Raw genomic sequence first — 21,431 nt, 5'->3', positions numbered from 1 at the left:
GCGGTCATGGTGGCCACGGGCGTTTTTCTGTTTGGCCCGTGCAGCGTTGCCGGGCCTGCGGCGTCCTTTCGGCTCCGCCGAATTTCCTTTCTCACCCTTACTATTCCTTGGCATGCTTCCCTCCTACTGCCGCGCCACCGCCCGCCTCGGGCTGGCCCTGGCGCTGACCTGCACCGCGCTGGCGCCCGCCGCGGCCGGCAACGGCCCGGCCCCCAAGCCCGCCACCACGGTCCTGCTGCCCACCTTCAACCAAACCGTGGCCTTCGGCAAGGCCACCAAGGCCGACGTGAAGCGCACCGCCGAGCTGGCCGTGTTCGAAGCCAAAGCCTCCCTGGCCGCCATTTACCTGGTGCCGGCTGGCAAACGCACCTTCACCAACACCCTGCTGGCCCTCGACAACCTCTCGGCCCGGCTGGGGCAGGCCGGCGGCTCCATCAACATCCTGGCCAACGCCAGCCCCGACTCGGCCATCCGCAACCAGGCCCAGCGCAGCATTGCCGAGCTGAGCCGCTACGGCAACCAGCTGGAGCTCGACGAGCAGCTCTACAAGGCTGTGAAGGATTACGCCCAGACCGCCGAGGCCAAGGCCCTGAAAGGTCCGCGCAAGAAGTTCCTGACCGAAACCATTGAGGACTACGAGCGCAGCGGCTTCGCCCTGAGCTCGGAAAAGCGCCAGGAGCTGCAGAAAATCAACGACCGGATTTCGGAGCTGAGTTTGACGTTCGGCAACAACATCGCCGCCTACAAGGACTTTCTGCTGGTGAGCGAGGCCGACATGAAGGGCCTGCCCGAGGACTACAAGAAGGCCCGCCCCCGCGAAGGCGACAAGTACAAGATCGGCCTCGACGGCCCCTCGTACAGCACCTTCATGAAGTACGCCGCCTCCGACGAGGCCCGGCGCCAGCTGTTCATCAAGTACAACAACCGCGCGGCCGACAAAAACCTGGACGTGCTGCAGCAGGTGCTGCTGGAGCGCCAGAAAAAGGCCAAGCTGCTGGGCTACCCCAGCTACGCGGCCTACCAGATCAGCAGCCGCATGGCCAAAACCCCGCAAACGGTGTGGGACTTCGAGGCCAAGCTGGTGGAGCGCGTGAAGCAGAAAACCGCCCAAGACGTGCAGGAGCTGCTGGCCGTGAAGCGCACCGCACACAACGACCCCGCGGCGGCCACGCTCAACCCCTGGGAGGTGAGCTACTACAACGAGCTGCTGATGAAAAACAAGTACCAGCTCGACGCCGAACAGGTGAAGGAGTACTTCGAGCTGAACCGCGTGATGGCCGGCCTGTTTCAGACCACCCAGCACTTGTTCGGCCTCAAGTTCTCGGAGGTAAAGGACGCCTCGGTGTGGCACGCCGACGCCCGCATGTTTGAAGTGCAGCGCGACGGAAAACTGGTGGGCCGCTTCTACCTCGACCTGCACCCGCGCGACAACAAGTACACCCACGCCGCCTGCTTTGGCGTGGTGCCGGGCAAGGCCACGCCCCAGGGCTACCAGATTCCCACTGCCGTGCTGCTGTGCAACTTCAACGCCCCCACGGCCGGCAAGCCCGCCCTCATGTCGCACTCGCAGGTGGTGACCTTCTTCCACGAGTTTGGTCACGTGATGCACAACCTGCTGACCACGGCGGAGCTGTCGTCGCAGTCGGGCACCAGCGTCAAGCGCGACTTTGTGGAGGCCCCTTCGCAGATTCTGGAAAACTGGGCCTGGAACTACGAGGCCCTCAAGGGCTTCGCCAAGCACTACCAGACCGGTGAGGTGCTGCCCAAGGCGCTTTACGACAAGATGTGGGCCGCCCGCAACGTGGGCTCGGGCATTGCCGCCTCGGCCCAGATCTTCTACGGTACCCTCGACATGACCCTGCACGATAAGTTTGACCCCACCGGCCGGGAAACGACCACCGACGTGGTGAAGCGCGTGCAAAATCAGGTGATGCCCTACCCTTACCTCGACGGCACCCACATGCAGGCCGCCTTTGGTCACCTCACCGGCTACGGCGCGGGCTACTACGGCTACATGTGGTCGAAGGTGTACGCCGAGGACATGTTCTCGGTGTTCGAGAAAAACGGCGTGATGGACCAGAAAACCGGCCTGCGCTACCGCGACATCGTGCTGGCCCAGGGCGGTACCCAGGAAGAGCTGGAGCTGGTCCGGCAGTTCCTGGGCCGCGAACCCAACCAGGAAGCCTTCTTCAAGTCGCTGGGGCTATAAGATTTAGGTATTAGGGTTTAGGTATTCGGTTTTGGGGCTAAAACCATTGTCAGCGAGGATTCCTGAACCGCAAGCCAGCCCCGGGCCCTCCACCCCCATACTTGGCTCCTCATACCTAATACCAAGTACCTGTCACATGCGCGAAACCGTCCTTTACATTGCTGCTTCCCTCGACGGCTACATCGCCGACGAGCAGGGCGGCGTCGACTTTCTGCACGCCTTCGAGCAGCCCGACGAAGACTATGGCTACGCCGAGTTGCTGGCCTCGCTCAGCGCCGTGGTGATGGGCGCCCGTACCTACGAGCAGGTGCTGGGCTTCGGCATTGCCTGGCCCTACGCCGGCCTGCCCACCTACGTGTGCACCAGCCGCGAGCTGCCCACCGACGCCGACCCCGACATCCGCCTGTGGCACGGCTCGGTAGCCGAGCTGGCGGCCACGCTGCCCGCCGGCCGCACCTGGCTGGTGGGCGGCGGCCAGCTCATCGACGCGTTCAACGCGGCTGGCCTTATTGACCAGCTACTGCTGGCGGTGATGCCGGTTTTCCTGGGCCGGGGCATCAAGCTGCTGAGCACGCCGCCCCCGCAGAAATTACGGCTGCAGGACGTAAAAAAATACAGCAACGGCGTGCTGATGCTCGACTATCGGCTCGACAAGTAGCGCGGTGGCCAAAAAGCAAAAAGGCCCGTGGCAGGTGCCGCGGGCCTTTTTCGCACGAAAAACTTACTATTCTTAGCAGTATTCGGCAAAGGCACCCTGAAGGTTATCCACAATGCGCATCAGGTCGTTGCCTTCGATGTGGTAACGCTCGATCATGTGCACCAGCTCGCCGTCCTTGAACAGGGCAATGCTTGGCGACGAGGGCGGGTAGGGCAGCATATGCTCGCGCACCTTGGCCACGGCTTCAGTTTCCATGCCGGCAAACACGGTTACCAGCTTGGCCGGTTTCTTATCGGAGCTCGACAAAGCCATTTTCAGGGCCGGGCGGGCTTTGGCAGCGGCGCAGCCGCACACCGAGTTCACGGCTACCAGCACCGTGCCGCTGGCGGGCTTGAGGGCGGCTTCTACTTCTTCGGGCGACATGAGCTGCTCGAAACCAGCTTCGGTGAGGTCCTGGCGGATGGGAGCCACCATGTATTCGGGGTACATTGCCATAGTAGTTGACAAACTTGGGTTACAGGGAGAAAGCGGGCGAGGCGGGGCGTCGCACCGGACGCAAAATTACGCAAACTCCGGCACGCCGCGCTCTATAACCACCGAAGCGGGGTAGTTGGTTTTGCCCAGTGCGCAGTAACTACTCGGTTGGCCGGTCGGCAGCCCGCGGTGGCCGCCGTACCGGCGGGCCCGGGCCGTTGGTCCCGGCCGGGGCTTCTGCGGGAAATTCTGCCGGGGCAGCGGCGGTAGCTGCGGAAAAATCCAATATATTTCGGCACGGCCCGCCTCCCGGCGCTGCGCCGGCTCCCCAGGATGATGCGAAAAATACTCTTTACTCTTGCCCTTTCGGCCGCAGGTTTGACGGCTCAGGCGCAGGTGGATACCGTGCGGGCCACTACCCTGCCGCCTGCTCAGGTAGCTGAGAAATATTACAATAGCGGCGTGGCGAAGTTCAACCAGAAAAGCTACCAGGCCGCTCTGCTCGACTTCGACCAGGCCATCAAAGCCAAGGCCGACTTCAGCAAAGCCTACTACAACCGCGCGGCCACCCGCTACGAGCTGAAGCAGTACGCCCCGGCCGTGCAGGACTACAACGAGGCCATCCGCCTCGAGCCCGGCAGCTTCACGGCCTGGTACGGCCGCGCCCAGGCCAAGCAGGCCCAAAGCGACAACGACGGCGCCGAGCAGGACTACGGCAAGGTTACCGAGCTGAAGCCCGATTACGCCCCGGCCTGGTACTACCGCGGCGACCTGCGCTTCGAGAAAGGCGACTACCAGGCTGCCCTGGCCGACTTCAGCGCCGCCCTCAAAGCCGACCCCAAGTACGCCTACGCCCTGCACGACCGCGGCAGCGCCCAGCGCCAGCTCGGCAACTACGCCGCCGCCGTGCAGGATTACTCCGAGGCCCTGCGCCTGCAGCCCGAGCTGGAAGTGGCCCTGCTCAACCGCGGCGCTGCCAAGCGCCGGCAGGGCGACGCCAAGGGTGCCCTGGCCGACTACAACACCTACATCGGGCGCAACGCCGACAACCCCGTGGCCTACCTGGGCCGGGGCCAGGCCCGCTTCGAGGCCGAGGACTACAAGGGCGCGGTGGAAGACTTCTCGAAGGCTTTGCAGCTGAAGTCGGGCTACGCGCTGGCGCTCAACAACCGCGCCGCCGCCAAGCTCAAGCTCGACGACTACAAGGGCGCCGAAGCCGACGCCACGGCGGCCCTGCAGGCCAACGGCCAGTACGCCGAAGCCTACCTCAACCGCGGCCACGCCCGCGAAATGCTGCGCAACCCCAAGGGCGCCTGCGCCGACTGGCGCAAGGCCGCCGAGCTGGGTCTGCAGGCCGGCAACAGCTACGCCGCCGCGGCGGGCTGCGAATAAACACGGGCCGATTGATTTCTCCGCAGATGATCCTGACTTCTTCTTACCCGGCCAACTTCGTGGCCCTGCGCCACGCTTTCCTGGGCCGCGCCCTGGCCCTGAGCGTGGCTTTTTCCCTGGGCAGCGCGCTGCTGGCTTCGGCGCAGAGCGTGGAATTTACCAAAGACCGGTTTTCGGGCGACAAAGAGGGGCTGAAGACGGCCCAGAAGGAAATCAAGCTGGGCGATGAGTGGTACGACGCCGACCCGCCGCGCTTTGAGCAGGCCCTGCCCCACTACCTGGCCGCCCAGCAGTTCAACCCCAACAACGCCCGCCTCAACTACCGCATCGGCCACTGCTACCTCGGCTCGGCCGGTCTCAAAGCCAAGGCCCTGCCTTACCTGCAGAAAGCCTACCAGCTCGACCCGCAGGTGGACGCCAACGTGCACTACCTGCTGGGCCGGGCCCTGCACATGAATGCCAAGTGGACCGAGGCCATTGCCGAGTACAAGGCCGCCCAGCCGCCGGCCGGCGCCAAGAATGCCACGGCCACCCAGAACGACATTCGCAAGAAGATTCAGGAGTGCGAGTCGGGCCTGGCGCTGCAGAAGAACCCCACCCGCGCCTTCATCGACAACGTGGGGCCGGCCGTGAACTCGGTGGCGGCCGACTACGGCCCGGTCATCACGGCCGACGAGTCGGTGATGCTGTTTACCTCGCGGCGCGAGGGCGGCACCGGCGACGACAAGGACCCCGAAACCGGCGGCTACTTCGAGGACATCTGGATGACCCAGCGCAACGCCGACGGCAGCTGGCGCCCGGCCCGCAACCTGGGACCCACCGTGAACACCAAGGGCCACGACGCGGTGGTGGCCCTGGCGCCCGACGGCCAGCGCCTCATTACCTACGTGGAAGACGGCGCCGGCGACCTGCACGAGGCCTCGCTCAAGGGCGCCGAGTGGCGCAAGCCCCAGGAGCTGGGCCGGCGCATCAACGGCGGTCAGTCGCACGAGTCATCGGCGGCCTACGCCCCCAACGGCCGCACGCTGTACTTCGTGAGCAACGGCTCGGTGGAAAGCGGCCGCGGCGGCCACGACATCTGGCGCCTCGACATCGAAGGCCGCGGCAAGGCCGAAAACCTGGGCTCGGTCATCAACACGCCCTACAACGAGGACGGCATCTTCGTGCACCCTGACGGCAAAACCATCTACTTCTCGTCGGAAGGCCACAACTCCATGGGTGGCTACGACATCTTCCGCTCGGAGTGGAAAAACGGTCAGTGGACCAAGCCCGAAAACCTGGGCTGGCCCATCAACACCCCCGACGACGACGTGTTCTTTGTGCTTTCAGCCTCGGGCCGCCACGGCTACTACTCCAGCACCCGCGAAGACGACGGCCTGGGCAGCCGCGACATCTACCAGATTACCTTCCTGGGCCCCGAGAAGCCGCCGGTGCTGTCGGGCGAAGACCAGCTGCTGGCCTCGCGGGCCGCGCCGCTGCGCGAAACCCTACTGGCCCCGCCGGTAGCCATTGCCTCGGCCCAGGTAACCATTCTGAAGGGCGTGGTAACCGATGCCGACTCGAAGGCGCCGCTGGAAGCCACCATCGACCTGGTCGACAACTCCCTGGCCCAGACCATTGCCTCGTTCCAAAGCAACTCGCAGTCGGGCCGCTACCTGGTGTCGCTGCCCTCGGGCACCAACTACGGCATTGTGGTGCGCAAGGATGGCTACCTGTTCCACTCCGAGAACTTCGACCTGCCCGCCGGCGCGGCCTACGCCCAGGTGGTCAAGGACATTCCGCTTAAGAAGCTCGATGTGGGCGCCAAAGTGGTGCTCAACAACATCTTCTTCGACTTCAACAAGGCCACGCTGCGCAAGGAAAGCACCGCCGAACTGGAGCGCATGGTGCAGCTGCTGACCACCGAGTATCCCAACCTGCGCATTGAAATTTCGGGCCACACCGACAACGTGGGCAAAGCCGAGTACAACAAGGACCTCTCGCAGCGCCGCGCCAAGGCCGTGGTCGACTACCTCACCGGCAAGGGTGTGGCCGCCGCCCGCCTCACTTCCGCCGGCTTCGGCGACACCCAACCCGTGGCCCCCAACACCACCGACGCCGGCCGCCAGCTCAACCGCCGCACCGAGTTCAAGGTAGTGGCCAAGTAAGGCAGCCCACTTCGCACACACTGAGACGGGCCCCTGCAGTAGCTGGGGCCCGTTCTTGTTGGCATCCGCTTAAGCCAGGCCTCAGACCGGAGCCACCACCGAGTTGACAAAATCCGTCATCAGCCCCAGCGTAGCGGCGGGAGCTTCCTTGTGGGGCGTGTGGCCCACGCCCGGCAGCCGCTCACTGCGGGACGGCCCTCCCGTTTGCGCGGTAATGGCATCGACCTGCGCCCAGGTGCCGTACTCGTCGGCGGCACCCTGCAGCACCAGCACCGGGCACTGCACGCGCGGCAGGTACTCCTCCACGTTCCAGCTTCGGAAGTCGGGTCGCAGCCAGGTATCGGTCCAGGCCCGGAACACGGCCTCGGTTTTGGGCCCGTGGTAGCGGGCCAGCCGGGCGGGCAAATCGGTGGTTTGGTAGAGCTGCCGGGCCTGCCGGATGCCGGCCAGCGTTTCCTCTTCCACGAACACGTGTGCGCCCTCGGTTACCACGCCCGACACGCGCTCGGGCCCCAGCGCCGCCGCCTGCAGGGCAATGGTGCCGCCGTCGGAGTGGCCTACCAGTACCGCCCGCTCGATGCCGTGTAAATCGAGCACCCGCCAGAGGTCGGGCACTTCGGCCGCGTGGTAGTCGTGGGGCCGCGGCCCTTCCCCCAGCGGCGCCGACTGCCCGTAGCCGCGGCGGTCGTACACCAGCGCGTGGCAGCTGGTGGCCGCGGCCAGCCGCACCGGGAAGTCGCGCCACAGGGCAATGCAGCCCAGCGAGTCGTGCAGAAACACCAGCCAGGGGCGCTGGTCGGCGGCCGGGTCGGGCCCGCGCAGGGTGAGTACGCGCAGGAAATAATCGGCCCCGGCTAGGTTAGTTTCGTGGCGGGCAACGGTTTCGGCAGCAGTCATCGGCAAATCGCAAGGACACAACGGGCGGTGCGCCGTGCCGCGGCAAAGGTACCCCTGCGCGCTGCCAGGCCCGCTCAACGGCACCGGCAGCGGGCCCGAAACGGTGGTTCCGGCCCGGCTTGCCGGGCGGAAATCATCCCCGGATTCGGGGGAATCCGAAAAATCCGCCGGAATCCGTGATTTTTGTAGTCTATGCCGTCCGAAACTTCCCGCGACATCGTGCTGCGCCGCATCCGCGAGGCTTTGCAAAAGCCCAGCCCCGGCACGCCCGCGACGCCCAACTTCACGGCCCCGCTGTTTGCCCCGCCGGCCGACGATCTGACGGTGGTCTTTGCCGAAAGCTTCGTGCGGGTGGGCGGCACCTTCATTTACTGCGCCTCCGAAAACGACTTCTTCGACCAGCTCTTCGCCCTGAAAAAGGAGCGCAACCTCGAGCACCTCTACGTGTGGGAGCCGGAGCTCAAGAAGCTGCTGCACGCGGGCGGCATCGTGTTCACCGGCGACGAGGCCGGCTTTATTGCCCACGCCGACGCGGGGCTGACCAGCTGCGAGGCCCTGGTGGCGCGCACCGGCTCGGTGGTGCTGAGCTCGGCCACGGCCAGCGGGCGGCGCCTGAGCATCTACCCCGATCAGCAGTTGGTGCTGGCCCGCGCCTCGCAGATTGTGGCCGACATCGGCGACGCCCTGGCCCGGCTCACCCGGCATTACGGCGCCGACAAGCTGCCTTCCATGCTGGGGTTGGCCACCGGCCCGAGCCGCACGGCCGACATTGAAAAAACGCTGGTGCTGGGTGCCCACGGCCCGCGCAGCATCACCTTGTTTCTGATTGATGACCTCGGCGCCTAAGCTGCTGCCCACCCTGCCTGACGTGCCGCTGCGGCCGGGTCAGCGCGTGTACTTCGCCTCCGACTTTCACCTCGGCGCGCCCTCGGCGGCGGCCTCGCAGGAGCGGGAGCGGCGCATCGTGCGCTGGCTGGATATGGCGGCCCGCGACGCGGCGGCCATTTACCTGGTGGGCGACATCTTCGACTTCTGGTTTGAGTACCGCCACGCCATTCCCCGCGGCTTCATTCGCCTGCAGGGCAAGCTGGCCGAGCTCACCGACGCGGGCCTGCCCATCACCTTCTTCACCGGCAACCACGACATGTGGATGTTTGGCTACTTCACCGAGGAGCTGGGCATTCCGGTGCTGCGCCACCCGGTGAGCCTGACCATCGGCGCGCAGCGCTTCCACATCGGCCATGGCGACGGGCTCGGGCCCAAGGACTACACCTACAAGATGCTCAAGCGCGTGTTTGCCTCGCCGGTGGCCCAGTGGCTGTTTGCGCGCCTGCACCCCAACCTGGGCATCGGCATTGCCAACCGCTGGAGCCAGCGCAGCCGCATCAGCAACGCGGGCAAGGACGACCACTACTTCGGCGACGAGGAGTGGCTGCTGGTGTACTGCCGCGAGCTGGAAAAGCGCCTGCACCACGACTACTACGTGTTTGGCCACCGCCACCTGCCCCTCGACGTGGAAGTCGGCCCGGGCAGCCGCTACGTGAACCTGGGCGAATGGGTCAATTATTGCAGCTACGCGGTGTATGACGGACAGCAGCTGGCCCTTGAGCATTTCCGCGGGTAACCGCCCCGCCGCCCGGGTGCTGGCGGGGGCCTTGCTGCTAGCTTTCCCCCTGACGCTGGCGGCCCAGACGGCCACTACTCCGCCCTCGGCCCCGGCCGCGGTGCGCCCACCGGCTCAGGCGCTGCCCGCCGCCACCGCGGCGCCGGCCGCCGCCGATGCCTGGACGCTGGTGCGCACCATCGAACTGCCCCGGCCCGGCCCGGCCTCGCTCGACCGCCGCGGCAACCTCTACGTGGCCGACGCCAAAAACAACCTGCGCCAGTTCGCCCCCGACGGGCAGCCGCTGGCCGTGTACTCGCCGCCGCTGCCCGGCCACACCGCCCAAGTAGAAGCCTGGAACACCACCAAGGTGCTGGTGTTCTACGACGACCGGCAGGAGCTGGTATTCCTGGACCGCTTCCTGGCCCCGATTTCCAGCACCCGCCTCTCCGAGCTGACCGACGGGCAGATTCGCACCGCCACGCTGGCCCCCGACGAGAACCTGTGGCTGCTCAACGAAAGCGACCTGCGCCTGTCGCAGTTCAGCCCCCGCCAGCAGCGCTTCAGTATTCAGACGCCGCTGGACTTGCTGCTGGGCCGCCAGAAGCCCGACTTCCGCTTTCTGCGCGAGTACCAGAACAACCTCTATTTGGTCGACCGCAACTCCGACGTGTGGGTGTTCGACAACCTGGGCAACTTCCGCAAGCGCCTGCCCTTTACCGGCCTGAGCACCATCGGCTTCCGCGGCGACGAGCTGTACTACCTGAAAGACAACCGCCTGCACTTCTTTCACCTCTACCAGCTGCAGGAGCGCACCCAGCCCCTGCCCACGCCCCCCGATGCGCCGGTAAGCCAGGTGCTGGTGGGCGAGCAGTACGCCTACTGCTTTGTGCCGGCCGGCATTCAGGTGTATCGCCTGCCGCAGTTGAAGTAGGCTGAGCCGGCCGCCCCGCTTCGGGCAGCATCCCGGCTGGCCGCGCCGACCATTGCCCCGGCCCCATCGTGCCGCAGACGGTGAGCGTGACCCGTGCCAACTCCGCGCACTTCCTGCGCACGGAGTACGCGTACTTGCCTTTCTCTCCCACAGTCCCGGCGGCGGCTGGCTCCCGGCCTCTATAGCCCCGGAGCGGGTAGCCGCCGATTGCATTCTGCCGATAGCCTGCCTCCGGCGTGGGTATACTCTGAGTACGGAGTGCCTATACGGTGCCTATACGGAAATGGGAACTTGACCCCGGCCCGGGTACTGAACAGCTGTTTAGGATAAAACCCATACCGCACATCCGCCAAGGCTCCGTCGCCCAGCGCAGTCAGGGCTGGGCCGCGGGATACTGGTTGAGCAGGCGCCGCCGCACGCCGCTGGTTCGGCTGAAGCCGTCCTGTAGAAAGCCGCGCTTCAGTCCCAGGCAGCCCGCCCCTGCTGCGCGGCAGCCCCTCTAGGTATTATCCCGCTGATTTCTTTACTTTATTTCAGCCCCTTGCGCCCCGTGGCGCCGGCGGCTTTATTCCGACGACGCTTTTTTTAGTGACTTATCATGCTGTTTATTACGCCTCTGCGCCGGGCAGTGCGCCGGCATTTCGGGTTTTCCCGCACCGAAACCAACGGCTTTGCGGTGCTGCTCCTGCTGCTGCTGGCCCTGCTGGCCGCCCCCCTGCTGCTACGGCCCGCCCTGCCCCGCTACCATTCGGCCCAGGACCGGCGCGCGCTCAACCAGCTGACGGCCGAGCTGGCCGCCCAGCGGCCGGCCGCGCGCCGCTACCCGCCGCGCCAGTCGCGCTACCCCGCCGTGCCGCAGGTTGCGCTGGCGCCCTTCGACCCCAACACCTTGGATGAAGCCGGCTGGCAGGCCCGGGGGCTGCCGCACTTTCTGGCCCGACGGCTGGTACGCTACCGCGAGGTCATCGGTGGGTTCCGGGCCAAGGAGCAGGTGCGCAAAGCCTATGGGCTGAGTCCTGAACAGTACGCCCGCCTCGCTCCCTACCTGCAGCTGCCCGAAACCCTGCCTGCCCGCTCCGACCAGCCCTACACCAGCCGCTACCCCCGCCGCGACTCTGCCCGGCGCGAGTGGCCCAAAAGCCGGTTCGTGAGCAAGCCGCGCAACCTGCAGCCCTTCGACCTGAATGTGGCCGACACCACCCAGCTCATGCAGATTCGCGGCGTGGGGCGGCGACTGGCCGCGCGGCTGGTGGACTACCGCGAGCGGCTGGGCGGCTTCACCTCGCCCGGTCAGGCCGCCGAAATCTACGTGCTGCGCGACGCGCCCGACCTGGTCGACAGCCTGCGCAAGTACACCTTCGTGCGCGCCGGCTACCAGCCCGCGCCGCTGAACGTGAACGGCGGCGCTTTCGAGGAGCTGTGCCAGCACCCCTACCTGGGCAAGCGCCTGGCGCGGGTGCTGGTGGCCTACCGCGCCCAGCACGGCCCCTTCCGCGAGCCCGCCGACCTGCGCCAGATCCGCATTATCGACGACGAAACTTACCAGAAGCTGCTGCCCTACCTGCGCTTTTGAAAGCCGGCAGCACCCTACGGGCATCCGTCGCCTGGCTTGATTGCCGGTCCCGGAAATCGGCCGGCCCTGCCCGGCGGCTGAACGCCTGCGGCCGGATGCAGCCGGTAAATACAGCCGCCGGGCTATACTTTGCGTAAGCGCCCCGTAGGCTTGGTAGCCGCATCCGCTCACTCAACTCCTCCGCTCATGCTTTTCGTCTTACGCGACAAGCTGGTTCCCCTCTTTATCTTTCTGCAGTCGGTGCTCTGCGGCTGTGCCGACGACCAGGGGCGCGGCAACTTCGACCGCGTGTCGCAGAACTACGCGGTGCAGCAGGTGGGGCGCATGGTACGCGACGAGGTGGTGGAAAGCTCGGGGCTGGCCCAGGCCAACGCCGAGGGTGACCTGTGGACCCACGGCGACGGGGGCAACACCAACAACCTCTACCTGGTGACGCCCCAGGGCGATTTGCTGCGCACGCTGCCGGTACGCGGGGCATCCAACGTGGACTGGGAAGACCTGGCCCTGGACCGGCAGCGCGGGCACCTCTACATCGGCGACTTCGGCAACAACGCCAACAAGCGCCGCGACCTGCGCATCTTCCGCCTCAGCGGCCCGCAGTTCACCCGGGTCGACACCATCACGTTCCGCTACCCCGACCAGCGCAAGTTTCCGCCCAAGAAGCCCCGGCGCAACTTCGACTGCGAGGCGTTTTTCTTCCGCGACGACAGCCTCTACCTGTTCACCAAAAACCGCGGCAAGGGCAACTGGGTGAAGGAATACCACCTGCCGGCCCGTCCTGGCCAGCACGTGGCCCGCCTAGCCGACAGCATCCGCATCAACACCTGGATTACCTCGGCCGACATCAGCCCCGACGGCCGCACGGTGGCGTTGTTGGGCTACGGCCATGTGTACCTGATTGCGCCCCAGCCCGGCCGCCGCCTGTTCGACGGCGCCAAAAGCTGCCTGCCGGTGGCCGTCAGCGGCCAGGCCGAGGCGCTGACCTTCGTCAACGACACCGATTTCGTGTTCAGCAACGAGAAAGGCCGCCTGTACCGCGCCACCCGTAAGCCAGCCAATTAACCAACTGCGGTGCTCGGCACCACGGTGGCTTTGGGGCTTGAGTGTGGTAGCCGTTTGTCCGAAGCCAATGGCGTCGCCTTCCCGGAACAGACTGTATCAGCGCCCGCGCGTTGCGGCCCTCGCGCGCAGCCTGAATCAGGCAGGTTGACTTCGCTTAACTGGCTTAGCAGCCCGACTTCAGGCAACAGCAAAAAGGCTCCCCGCAATGCGGGGAGCCTTTTTCACAAACTACTCAAAATCGTTAGTACCGGTCGTCTTCGTCGCGGCCGCGGTTGCGGCGGGGCGCCGAGCCGTAGTCCGAGTCGTCGCCCGACTGGTTGCGGTAATTGCCGCGGTTTTCCTGGCCGTAGTTGCGGCCGCGGTCCTGCGAGTCGTAGTCGCCGCGCGAGGCCGAGCCCTGCCGCGAGTTACGGTTCGACGAATCGTACTCGTCGTTGTAGGAGCCCCCGCGCGAGCCGTAGCCCTCGCCCGAGTTGCCGCCGTAGCCGCCGCGGCCTTCGTTGTAGCCGCTGCGCTGACCGTAGCTGTCCTGGCTCGACGAGTGCGACGAGCCCGAGCGGCCCGAGCCGTACCGGTCGTCGTTGTAGCCGCCGCCGTAGCCACCGCCCATGTTGCCGCCGCTCATGCCGCGGGAACCCCGGCCGTAGTCGTCGCGGCCCTGGCCGTAGCCACTGCCCTGCTGCGAGCCACCGTAGTTGCGGCCGCCGTAGTCGCCACCCTGCGAACCGTAGCTGTCCTGGTAGCCGCCACCCATGTTCTGCGAGCGGCCCGAGCCCTGGCTGCCGGAACCGCCCTGCGACGGGCGGTAATCTTCGCGCTGGTTGCGGTTGCCGTACTGGCTGTCGTCGTCTTGGCCGTAGCCGCCGCGCATGCCCTGGTTGCCGCGGTTCATGGTGCCGCCGCCCTGCGACGAGCGGCCGTAGTCTTCGCTGTAGCCCTGGCCGCGGCCGTAGCGCGAACCGTTATCATTGTTGTAGTCGTCGCCGCGGCCCATGCTGCTGCCCTGGTTGCCGCGGTTCATCATACCGCCCTGGCCTTCGTAGCCGCGCTCCTGGTAGCCGTAGGAGTCGCGCTGGCCGAAGCCGCTGTTCATGCTGTTCTGCATGCCGCCGCCCCGGCCGTAGCTGCCGCTGTAGCCGCCCTGGTTGCCGTAGCCACCCTGGCCGCCCTGGTACTCGTCGCGGCCGCCGTACTGGCCGTAGGAGTTGCCCTCACGGCCACGATTGTACTCGTCCTGGCCGTAGTTACCGCCGCGCGAGCGGGTGTCGTAGTCGCGGTTCTGGTTGCCGTAGCCACCCTGGGTGTTGCCCTGGCCCTGGCTGCCGTACTCGCCGCGCCCAGCGCCGCTGTACATGTTCTCGTCCCGGTCGCGGTCCTGGTAGCTGCCCTGGGTGCTGTTGCCGAAGTTGCCGCCGTAGTTACCGCGGTTTTCCTCGTTGCTGCTCCCCTCCTGCTGACCGCGCGAGAACGACTGCGACGACTGCATGTCCGCGTCCTGGCCTTTGCTGCCGCGGCTGCTCGACGTGGAGGTGCTGGAGCCTTTCGAGCTGCTGCCCGACTTCTTGGCCGTGGCCGACGAAGCGGTGCTGCCCGTGGCCGAGCCCGATTTGGCGCCGGTCGATTTGCCGGCCGAAGCCGAGCCGGACTTGCTGCCCGAGGCCGAGCCGCCCGACTTGCTCGTGGTGCTGCGGCTGCTGCCCGACACCCCACCCTGGCCCATGCTCGTTTGCGAATCAGCCAGCGACTGGCTGGAAACACTCGAGCCTGACGAGCGGCTGCTATCGGTGCTGCCACTGGTCAGGCCCGACGAGGAACCAGACTGATTGAGGCCGGAGCTGGAGCCGCCGGCATTCATCGAGCCAGAGGCCGAAGTACCAGCCTGCATCGAACCGGAATTCTGACCCTTGGCGTCATTCTGATTTTTGGTGTTGTCTGCCATGGTTGGGGTGTTTTGGGTTGGAAGATGGGGAAATACAAAAAGCGCTAACCCTATACGCGCCGGGCGCGGCCGAGTTGAGTTTTTTTGTCCGGTTTTCCTGCGCTCCATTCCTATATTCTCGCCCCGTTATTTTTCTGGTTCCAACTCGTTTTCAGCTTCTACCAAAAAAACGGGCCGGTCGCTTTCCGGGGAAAGCGACCGGCCCGAAGTTGGGCTACCAGACCTTGTTCAGGGCTTGGCAGCTGGCTTTTCAGCGGCTTTGGCCACGCGCACACCCACCGCCATAATGCCGGGCAGCACATCCTGGCGCATGTACTGCTCCAGCACAATGCGGTAGGTGCCGGCCGTCCCGAACCGCTGCTTGGGCAGGGCCAGAAACTGGTGGTCGAAGATGTCGCCGGTACCGTCACCCAACGGCTCACCGGTCTTGGGGTCCATCAGAATCATGTGGTGCAGCAGCTGCGAGCGTACCCGGCCCTGGGGGTCGGTGAGCGTATGCTTGGCGTACAGGTTGTAGTAACCGTAAGCCGAGGCGTTGCGCACGTTGAAGTACACGTCGTACACCTGCGTGGTGTCCTCAATCTGAAACTCAAACGCCGGCTTGTTCTGCACCGACCAGGAGTAGTCGGGCAGATCGGTGTTGGTTTCGTACACCCGGGCCGGGTCGCAGGCAGCCAGGGGCAGCAGCAAAGCCAGCCACAGGCGGCGGCGGAAAGCAAAGCGCAGCGTCATCATCAGGAAGCCGTTGGAGGAGTAGCACCCACGCCCGCCTCACCGGCCCCGCCGCGGCGGGAGCCCCGCCGGGAGCGGCCCGAGCGTCCGGCACGCTCCCCGTCCGGCGCCGGGCCGTCGGGGGGCGGCGGGCTGCCCCCGGCGTTGGGTGCGGGCCGGAAGCGCGGGTCGAAGCGGGGCGTGGGGCGCTCGGGTCGGGGGGCGTCGCTGCTGGCGTTGCGCCCCGGCCGGCGGTTGGCGCCCCGGCTTCCACCGCGGGGCGGACGGGCGTCGCCTTCAGTGGGCGAGGCGGTGGCTACCGGCTCGGCTTTCGGCCGCGGCTCGGGCCGCGGCGCGGGCGCCGACCGCGGAGCGGCCCCCTGGGGCTTGGGCTGGTTGGTAACCGGGGCCGTGCTGGTGGGCGCTTTCTTCTTGCGCTTGCCGCGCTTGCTGCCCTTAATCTTGTCGTCGAGGCGGTCGAGCGAGCCTTCCACGTGCTCCTGCACGCTGGGGGTCACCGCCTCCTCCACCACCGGCGCCAGCAGCACGTCGGGCTTTTCGCCGGCCTTGTTCAGGGCCTGAATCTCGCGCACCCGCTCGGTGGAGAGCATGTGCCAGTTGTTGTCGCCGCGGTAGGCAAACCACATGCGCTTGCGGAAGATGTCGGTCTTCTGCAGGAAGGCCTCACCCTGCGCGGTTTGCAGCGGGCGCTGCACCTGCGGAATGTCCTTGAGCGCGTCGAGGTAGGTTTCCAGCTCGTAGTTCAGGCAGCACTTGAGGCGGCCGCACTGCCCCGAAAGCTTGGCGGGGTTCAGGCTCAGGTTCTGGTAGCGGGCGGCGGTGGTGCTCACGCTCTTGAACTCGGTGAGCCAGGTAGAGCAGCACAGCTCGCGGCCGCAGGAGCCGATGCCGCCGAGGCGGCCGGCCTCGTGGCGCAGCGAAATCTGGCGCATCTCCACCCGCACCCGAAACTCATCGGCCAGGCGCTTGATCAGGTCGCGGAAGTCCACGCGGTCTTCGGCCGAGTAGAAGAAAGTGGCGCGGGTGCGGTCGGCCTGATACTCCACGTCGGAGAGCTTCATCTTCAGGCGCAGCTCGTCGACCAGGGAGCGGGCCTTGAACATGGTGTTCAGCTCCAGCTCCCGGGCAGCTTCGTAGCGCTCCACGTCGTCGGGCGTGGCAATGCGCAGGATGCCGCGGATGTCCTTGTGGTCGGCGGGCACCTTTTTCTTGCGCATCTGCAGGCGCACCAGTTCGCCTTTCAGCGAGACGTAGCCCAGATGCCAGCCGTTGCCGCCGGCTTCTACTACCACGGCGTCGCCGGTGGTCAGGCGCAGGCGGTGGGTATTGCGGAAAAACTCTTTGCGTCCGCCCTTGAAGCGGATTTCAACGAGGTCAAATTCTTTAAAATCGACGGGCAGGTCCAAGTCCTGCAGCCAGTCGAATACATTGAGGCGGGTACAGCCGCCCGAGCTACAGCCCCCTTTGGAGCCGCAACCCGACGTTGAGCAACCGCCCCCGCTGGAACATGATGTGCAAGCCACGGGCAGAAAGATCTATAAGTAAACAAGGGCCAACGGCTCTTGTGGGAAGAACGGTTCCTAACAAAGATAAGAAAAGCCGGTGGGCGGCCCCTGTTCAGCCCGGCACCAGCCGCTACGGGCGAGACAGGGTCATAATCCTTCCGGGAGCCCCGCCTCTGCCCTCCACAAGATCCAGCACGGCAGCACCCAGTAATGCAGGGCGTACCCACCCCAACAAGGCACTAGCAGACTGACATCGGTTTTATACAAATATTAATATAAGCAAATGTTCAATGGCAAAGCGGCCAACTCCTTAATGGTTTAACCCGCGTAGGAGCGTGCGTACTGTTACAACATCAATAAAGTTTCGTTATTTTTTTGTTGACATTTCAAATTTTTATTCGCAATTTTTGCCCGTTCTTCAACCAAACCAACCAAAACCCCAAAACACTTTTATGAAATTCCCCCAACTCCTACCTGCCCTCACCGTTGCCGCTTTCTCAATGGTAGCCTTTTCCTCGTGCTCCAAAAAAGAGGAAGTTCTTGCCAAAGATCAACTTTCGACTGAAACACTCAGCCAGATTCAGAAGCTCGGCTTCAGCACCCACAACGCTACCAAGGTAGACGGCGGCGTGCTGGTAGAGGGCGACATCCTGCTCAAGAACGAAGACCTGCAGGGCAACCCAGAGTACAAAATGCTGCGCGTGGGCGACGAAGAGCAGTACCGCACCAATAACCTGGTGAGCGTGGGCTCGACTGCCCGCACCATCAACATTGCCGTGTCGAGCACCCTGCCTTCGGCCTACGTAACGGCTACCGACGAACTGATTCGCCGCTACAACGCCGAAAACCTGCGGCTGCGCTTTCGCCGCGTAACCTCGGGCGCCAACATCACCCTGACCAAGGCCCCGAGCGGCGCCGGCTACCTGGCTTCGGCGGGCTTCCCGACTTCGGCCGGCAACCCCCACAGCCAAGTGCTGGTGAACTCGACTTACCTGGGCTCTAACCCCGGCACCAACTACCTGGCCACCATCCTGGCCCACGAAGTTGGTCACTGCATCGGCTTCCGCCACACTGACTACGCCAACCGCGCTTACAGCTGCGGCGGGGCCTACACCAACGAAGGCGCCAGCACGGTGGGTGCCGTCCACATTCCCGGCACGCCCACGGCTTACAACGGCGACGCTACCTCGTGGATGCTGGCTTGCATCGGCACCGGTGCCAACCGTCCGTTCAACACCAACGACCGCACGGCCCTCAACTACCTGTACTAACGGGCTGAGTTAGTCCGTTCAACCTGAGGCCCGGTTCCCGCAAAGGAGCCGGGCCTCTTTGCGTTCCTGGCTTCCGTTCGCAGGCCGCACAGTGCTAGTGCTCCTCGGGGCACGCAGCGGGAGCCGCCCAGGCCGTACCAGGACCAAGCCGGCATTCGGGGCGTACTGGGCTAGGCCGCCTGAGCGGCCCGAAGTTGCGCTTCGAGCGGTAATTTCATGGCGCAGTCCGCAGTGCCTGGACTGATGCTGCTCGATTCGGGGGCAAGTTGCGTCGGAGCATGCCGAGCCGGGCCCCTTGGCAGCGGGCGACAGAAAAAAGCACTGCCCGCTGCCAGGCTACAGCACCACTATCCGCCGCACCGTAGTTTGCCCCCGCGGCGTGCGCACGTGTACCAGATAGGTGCCCTGCGGCAGGCCGGCGGGGTTTAAGCTGATGATGGCGCTGGCCTCGGTGCTGCGGCGCAGCAGGCGGCCGCGCAGGTCGTATATGCTCAACTCCACCCCGTCGCTTTCGGTAGTCACAATGTTCAGCAGCTGCCCACTGGGCACGGGGTTAGGGAATACCAGCACGTCGCCGGCCAGGGCCTGAAAGATGGGCTCGGTCTGGGAGTAGTACTGCCGCCCGTCGGTGGTTTCGAGGCGCACGCGGTACTCGTAGCGGCCAGAAGCCGGCAGCCGATCAGCCAGGCTCAGGCGCAGCTGCGTCACGGGCGCCACCGTCTGTACCGGCACAAAGCCCGCGCCGCTGCGCCGCTCCAGGGTGGCCGACTGCAGCCGGAACGTGCTGCCGAGCTCCAGGTCGAAGACGGCCGTGTCGTTGACCAGCTGGCGGGGCTGAAAGCTTTTCACGTAGCAGCTGGTTTCCTGCTCGTTGTAGCCCACGGTGTAGCTGCGGCTGCCTTCCAGGCCCTGCAGGATGGGCGCCACGGCCACGTAGGTCTCGGGCTGCTGCCGGCGGTCGATGACGAGCACTGTGTCGGCGGTCAAAGCCAGCGGCTCAAGGTGGGTAGCCCCCACGCGGTAAAGCTGGTACTGGGTAGCGCCGGTCGTGCGGGGCCAGTACAGCAGAACTTCTTCGGGGCAGGCGTAACCCACCTGCGGCAGGGGCCGGCGGGTGAGAGTGAATTTCTCCGAAGTCCAGGCGCTGCTGCCCACGCTCAGGCGCAGCTCGGCTACCTGCTCGGCCGCCGGCGGCGTCCAGGCCCACTGCTCGTCGGCTAGGTTCACCGCGGCCTCAACCAACTGCCAGGCCGTGCTGCCGACGGGGCGGTACTCCAGCCGGCCCGTCGCGGCTGGCCCGCGCCACTGCCAGCGCAGCGTATTTCTTTCTTCGGGACGCAGGTCGTCGCCGGCCTGGGGGCGGGTCCAGCTCAGGCCGGTGGCCTCCCACTCGTAGGCCAGGCTGAAGGCCTGCGGACCCACGGGCACGTCGAAGCCGCGCACCTGCACCTCGTAGCTGCCTGCGTCGGGCAAAGCCAGGGTTACCTGTTCCACGTTGTTGAGGTGGTCGGCACGGCGGCGGGCGGGCAGCTGCAGCGAGTCGGCGTGGGGGTAGCTGCTCAGCACCCAGGGCCGCCAGCGCCGGCCGGTAGCGGGCTGCACCAGTTCCAGGTCGAGGTCGTTGACCAGGGCGCGCGGGGCGTTGGCGGCCGCCTCGGCGTCGGGCCACACCAGGGTTACCTTCAGCTGCCGCATGCCCGCGGGCACGGTGAGTGGAAACGTCTGCGTGGCACCGGGGCTGCTGCTGCCGGCGGCAAAGCGGCCTTCGCGAATGGTTTGCACGGCGCCCAGGGCGTCGGCGCGGCCGAAGCCGGTGGCAAAGTCTACTTCCGGCCGGCCGGCGTCGTCGGCGCTGTTGAGCAGCGCGGCCTTCACCAGGGCGGCCGTCGGCAGGGCGCCGCCGTGCCCGTCGCGGTAGGCCTGCTGCACCAGCAGGGCAATGCCCGACACCATGGCCGCCGCCTCGGAAGTGCCGCCGTCGCCGTAGGCCACCAGTTCGGGCTTCACGCGGCCGTCGTAGGCCGGGCCGCGGGAGCTGCGCGCGGCCACCTGCCCCAGCGCATCGGTGGCACCCACGCTCAGCACGTTCTTGGCCATCTTAAACTGCCCGGTGAGGTTGGCAAAGCCCGGCACCGCTGCATAAGGGCCGCTGGGGCTGGTATCGGTGCCCGAGTTGCCGGCCGAGAATACGTGCAGCAAGCCCGGAAACAGGCGGGTGTGCCGGTCGTACTCGCGCGCTTCCAGCCCGTACCAGTTTTCGATGCCCGCACTCGAGCCGTAGGAGTGGTTCTGCACCGACACGCCGGCCTGCGTCAGCGCCTGGCCGTCGTCGGGCAGAAAGGAGGCGAAGCTGGCCGGAGTCAGCCGCGCCTGCCAGGCCACGCCTTTGCCCGTGGGGCCCGAGTTGCCGGCCCCGGCCACGATGGTGGCCATGATGGTGGCGTGCGGCGAGACGGGCGCGCCGCTGGGGGCCGCCAGCACCCGGCCCTTGAAGTCGATGTCGGCCGGGTCGAAGGCGTTTTCCTTGACCGACACCGTGAGGCCCGCGCCGCTGAGCTGGGGCAGCTGCTGGTGCACCACACTGGCCCGGTTGGCGCTCAGGTCGTTGAAGCTGATAAGCCGCTCTTCCCGCCCCGGGCGCCGGGCCACATCGACGAAGGTGAGGAAGGGCGAAGCGGCCAGCGCGGGCAGCTGCGCGGCACTTAGCCCCGACACCTCCAGCACCTCGGGCGTGAGCGGCCGAAAGCGGGCTTGGGGCAGCTCTCGCGCCGCCCACTCGCGCAGCGCCGCAGGCTGGGCAGAACTCACGCGCACCGTTTGCGCCGGGCTTTTGCTGCCGCGGGCGGCCAGGTTCTGCAGGGCCGGCGCCAGCTTATCGGCCGGGCTGGCCGACTGGGCCGCGGCAGCCGCCCCGCAGAGCAGCAGCCAGCAACTCAGCAACCCGCGTTTCCAGGATGAGCGGAATTCGCGGGGCGGCTGGGGAAAGGTCATCGGTGGTTTTGGTTGGGTTGGTGGCGCGAGTGGACTTTACCTGA

The 21,431-nt window shown here is 66.1% G+C and carries 16 protein-coding genes; 10 read left to right on the top strand and 6 right to left on the bottom strand.

The window, feature by feature from the left end; all coding sequences use genetic code 11:
• The first annotated feature begins 112 nt into the window (after nucleotides 1-112).
• Both ACE191_RS18065 and ACE191_RS18060 read left to right on the top strand, forming a co-directional pair.
• The gene (locus tag ACE191_RS18065) at nucleotides 113-2,209 is read left to right on the top strand and encodes a M3 family metallopeptidase (RefSeq protein ID WP_400193639.1); all 2,097 of its coding nucleotides are present in this window, start codon (nucleotides 113-115) and stop codon (nucleotides 2,207-2,209) included.
• Between the two features lie 136 nt (nucleotides 2,210-2,345).
• Nucleotides 2,346-2,867 (top strand): dihydrofolate reductase family protein, encoded by a 522-nt coding sequence (locus ACE191_RS18060; RefSeq protein ID WP_400193638.1) that lies wholly within the window; start codon nucleotides 2,346-2,348, stop codon nucleotides 2,865-2,867.
• 72 nt (nucleotides 2,868-2,939) lie between these two features.
• Here ACE191_RS18060 and ACE191_RS18055 read toward each other — a convergent pair whose 3' ends face one another.
• On the bottom strand, nucleotides 2,940-3,356 hold the full coding sequence (locus tag ACE191_RS18055; RefSeq protein ID WP_400194115.1) for a BrxA/BrxB family bacilliredoxin: 417 nt from the start codon (nucleotides 3,354-3,356) through the stop codon (nucleotides 2,940-2,942).
• Nucleotides 3,357-3,719: 363 nt separating this feature from the next.
• On the opposite strand from ACE191_RS18055, the gene ACE191_RS18050 reads away from it, so the two are divergent.
• Together ACE191_RS18050 and ACE191_RS18045 are read left to right on the top strand one after the other, a co-directional pair.
• Nucleotides 3,720-4,733 carry a tetratricopeptide repeat protein gene (locus ACE191_RS18050; protein ID WP_400193637.1) on the top strand — a complete coding sequence of 338 codons (1,014 nt, stop codon included), beginning with the start codon at nucleotides 3,720-3,722 and terminating at the stop codon, nucleotides 4,731-4,733.
• Between the two features lie 26 nt (nucleotides 4,734-4,759).
• Complete coding sequence (locus ACE191_RS18045) at nucleotides 4,760-6,880, top strand: OmpA family protein (RefSeq protein ID WP_400193636.1); 2,121 nt, start codon at nucleotides 4,760-4,762, stop codon at nucleotides 6,878-6,880.
• 81 nt (nucleotides 6,881-6,961) lie between these two features.
• On the opposite strand, the gene ACE191_RS18040 is transcribed toward ACE191_RS18045, so the two are convergent.
• Nucleotides 6,962-7,777, bottom strand: coding sequence for an alpha/beta fold hydrolase (locus ACE191_RS18040; protein WP_400193635.1), 816 nt, complete (start codon nucleotides 7,775-7,777; stop codon nucleotides 6,962-6,964).
• A 192-nt stretch (nucleotides 7,778-7,969) separates the two neighbouring features.
• Here ACE191_RS18040 and ACE191_RS18035 point away from each other — a divergent pair, with 192 nt between their 5' ends.
• The 5 genes from ACE191_RS18035 (at nucleotide 7,970) to ACE191_RS18015 (ending at nucleotide 12,949) form a co-directional block, all read left to right on the top strand.
• Nucleotides 7,970-8,623, top strand: a complete 654-nt coding sequence (locus ACE191_RS18035; RefSeq protein ID WP_400193634.1) for a lactate utilization protein C — start codon at nucleotides 7,970-7,972, stop codon at nucleotides 8,621-8,623.
• Entirely contained in the window at nucleotides 8,607-9,401 is a 795-nt protein-coding gene (locus tag ACE191_RS18030; protein WP_400193633.1) for a UDP-2,3-diacylglucosamine diphosphatase, read from the top strand. The genes ACE191_RS18035 and ACE191_RS18030 overlap by 17 nt, the downstream gene beginning before the upstream one ends.
• Nucleotides 9,382-10,314, top strand: a complete 933-nt coding sequence (locus tag ACE191_RS18025; RefSeq protein ID WP_400193632.1) for a hypothetical protein — start codon at nucleotides 9,382-9,384, stop codon at nucleotides 10,312-10,314. Before ACE191_RS18030 ends, ACE191_RS18025 begins: the two co-directional genes overlap by 20 nt.
• Before the next feature lie 598 nt (nucleotides 10,315-10,912).
• The gene (locus tag ACE191_RS18020; protein WP_400193631.1) at nucleotides 10,913-11,887 is read left to right on the top strand and encodes a ComEA family DNA-binding protein; all 975 of its coding nucleotides are present in this window, start codon (nucleotides 10,913-10,915) and stop codon (nucleotides 11,885-11,887) included.
• 186 nt (nucleotides 11,888-12,073) lie between these two features.
• Nucleotides 12,074-12,949 carry a hypothetical protein gene (locus ACE191_RS18015; RefSeq protein ID WP_400193630.1) on the top strand — a complete coding sequence of 292 codons (876 nt, stop codon included), beginning with the start codon at nucleotides 12,074-12,076 and terminating at the stop codon, nucleotides 12,947-12,949.
• Between the two features lie 241 nt (nucleotides 12,950-13,190).
• On the opposite strand, the gene ACE191_RS18010 is transcribed toward ACE191_RS18015, so the two are convergent.
• The 3 genes from ACE191_RS18010 to ACE191_RS18000 form a co-directional block, all read right to left on the bottom strand.
• Nucleotides 13,191-14,888, bottom strand: coding sequence for a hypothetical protein (locus tag ACE191_RS18010; protein WP_400193629.1), 1,698 nt, complete (start codon nucleotides 14,886-14,888; stop codon nucleotides 13,191-13,193).
• Between the two features lie 228 nt (nucleotides 14,889-15,116).
• On the bottom strand, nucleotides 15,117-15,623 hold the full coding sequence (locus ACE191_RS18005; RefSeq protein WP_400193628.1) for a gliding motility lipoprotein GldH: 507 nt from the start codon (nucleotides 15,621-15,623) through the stop codon (nucleotides 15,117-15,119).
• A complete protein-coding gene (locus ACE191_RS18000; protein ID WP_400193627.1) occupies nucleotides 15,623-17,026 on the bottom strand; it encodes a stage 0 sporulation family protein in 1,404 nt (467 codons plus the stop codon). Before ACE191_RS18000 ends, ACE191_RS18005 begins: the two co-directional genes overlap by 1 nt.
• Nucleotides 17,027-17,625: 599 nt before the next feature.
• Between ACE191_RS18000 and ACE191_RS17995 the strand changes: the two genes are divergently transcribed.
• On the top strand, nucleotides 17,626-18,396 hold the full coding sequence (locus ACE191_RS17995) for a M57 family metalloprotease (RefSeq protein ID WP_400193626.1): 771 nt from the start codon (nucleotides 17,626-17,628) through the stop codon (nucleotides 18,394-18,396).
• Between the two features lie 336 nt (nucleotides 18,397-18,732).
• Here the strand turns inward: ACE191_RS17995 and ACE191_RS17990 are convergent, their stop codons facing one another.
• Nucleotides 18,733-21,387 (bottom strand): S8 family serine peptidase, encoded by a 2,655-nt coding sequence (locus tag ACE191_RS17990; RefSeq protein ID WP_400193625.1) that lies wholly within the window; start codon nucleotides 21,385-21,387, stop codon nucleotides 18,733-18,735.
• Nucleotides 21,388-21,431 lie beyond the last annotated feature (44 nt).

The organism is Hymenobacter sp. B81, from assembly GCF_044628455.1.
Classification (GTDB): Bacteria; Bacteroidota; Bacteroidia; order Cytophagales; family Hymenobacteraceae; genus Solirubrum.
Note: the sequence above shows the minus strand (reverse complement) of the source record. Positions and strands in the feature narration are given on the sequence as shown.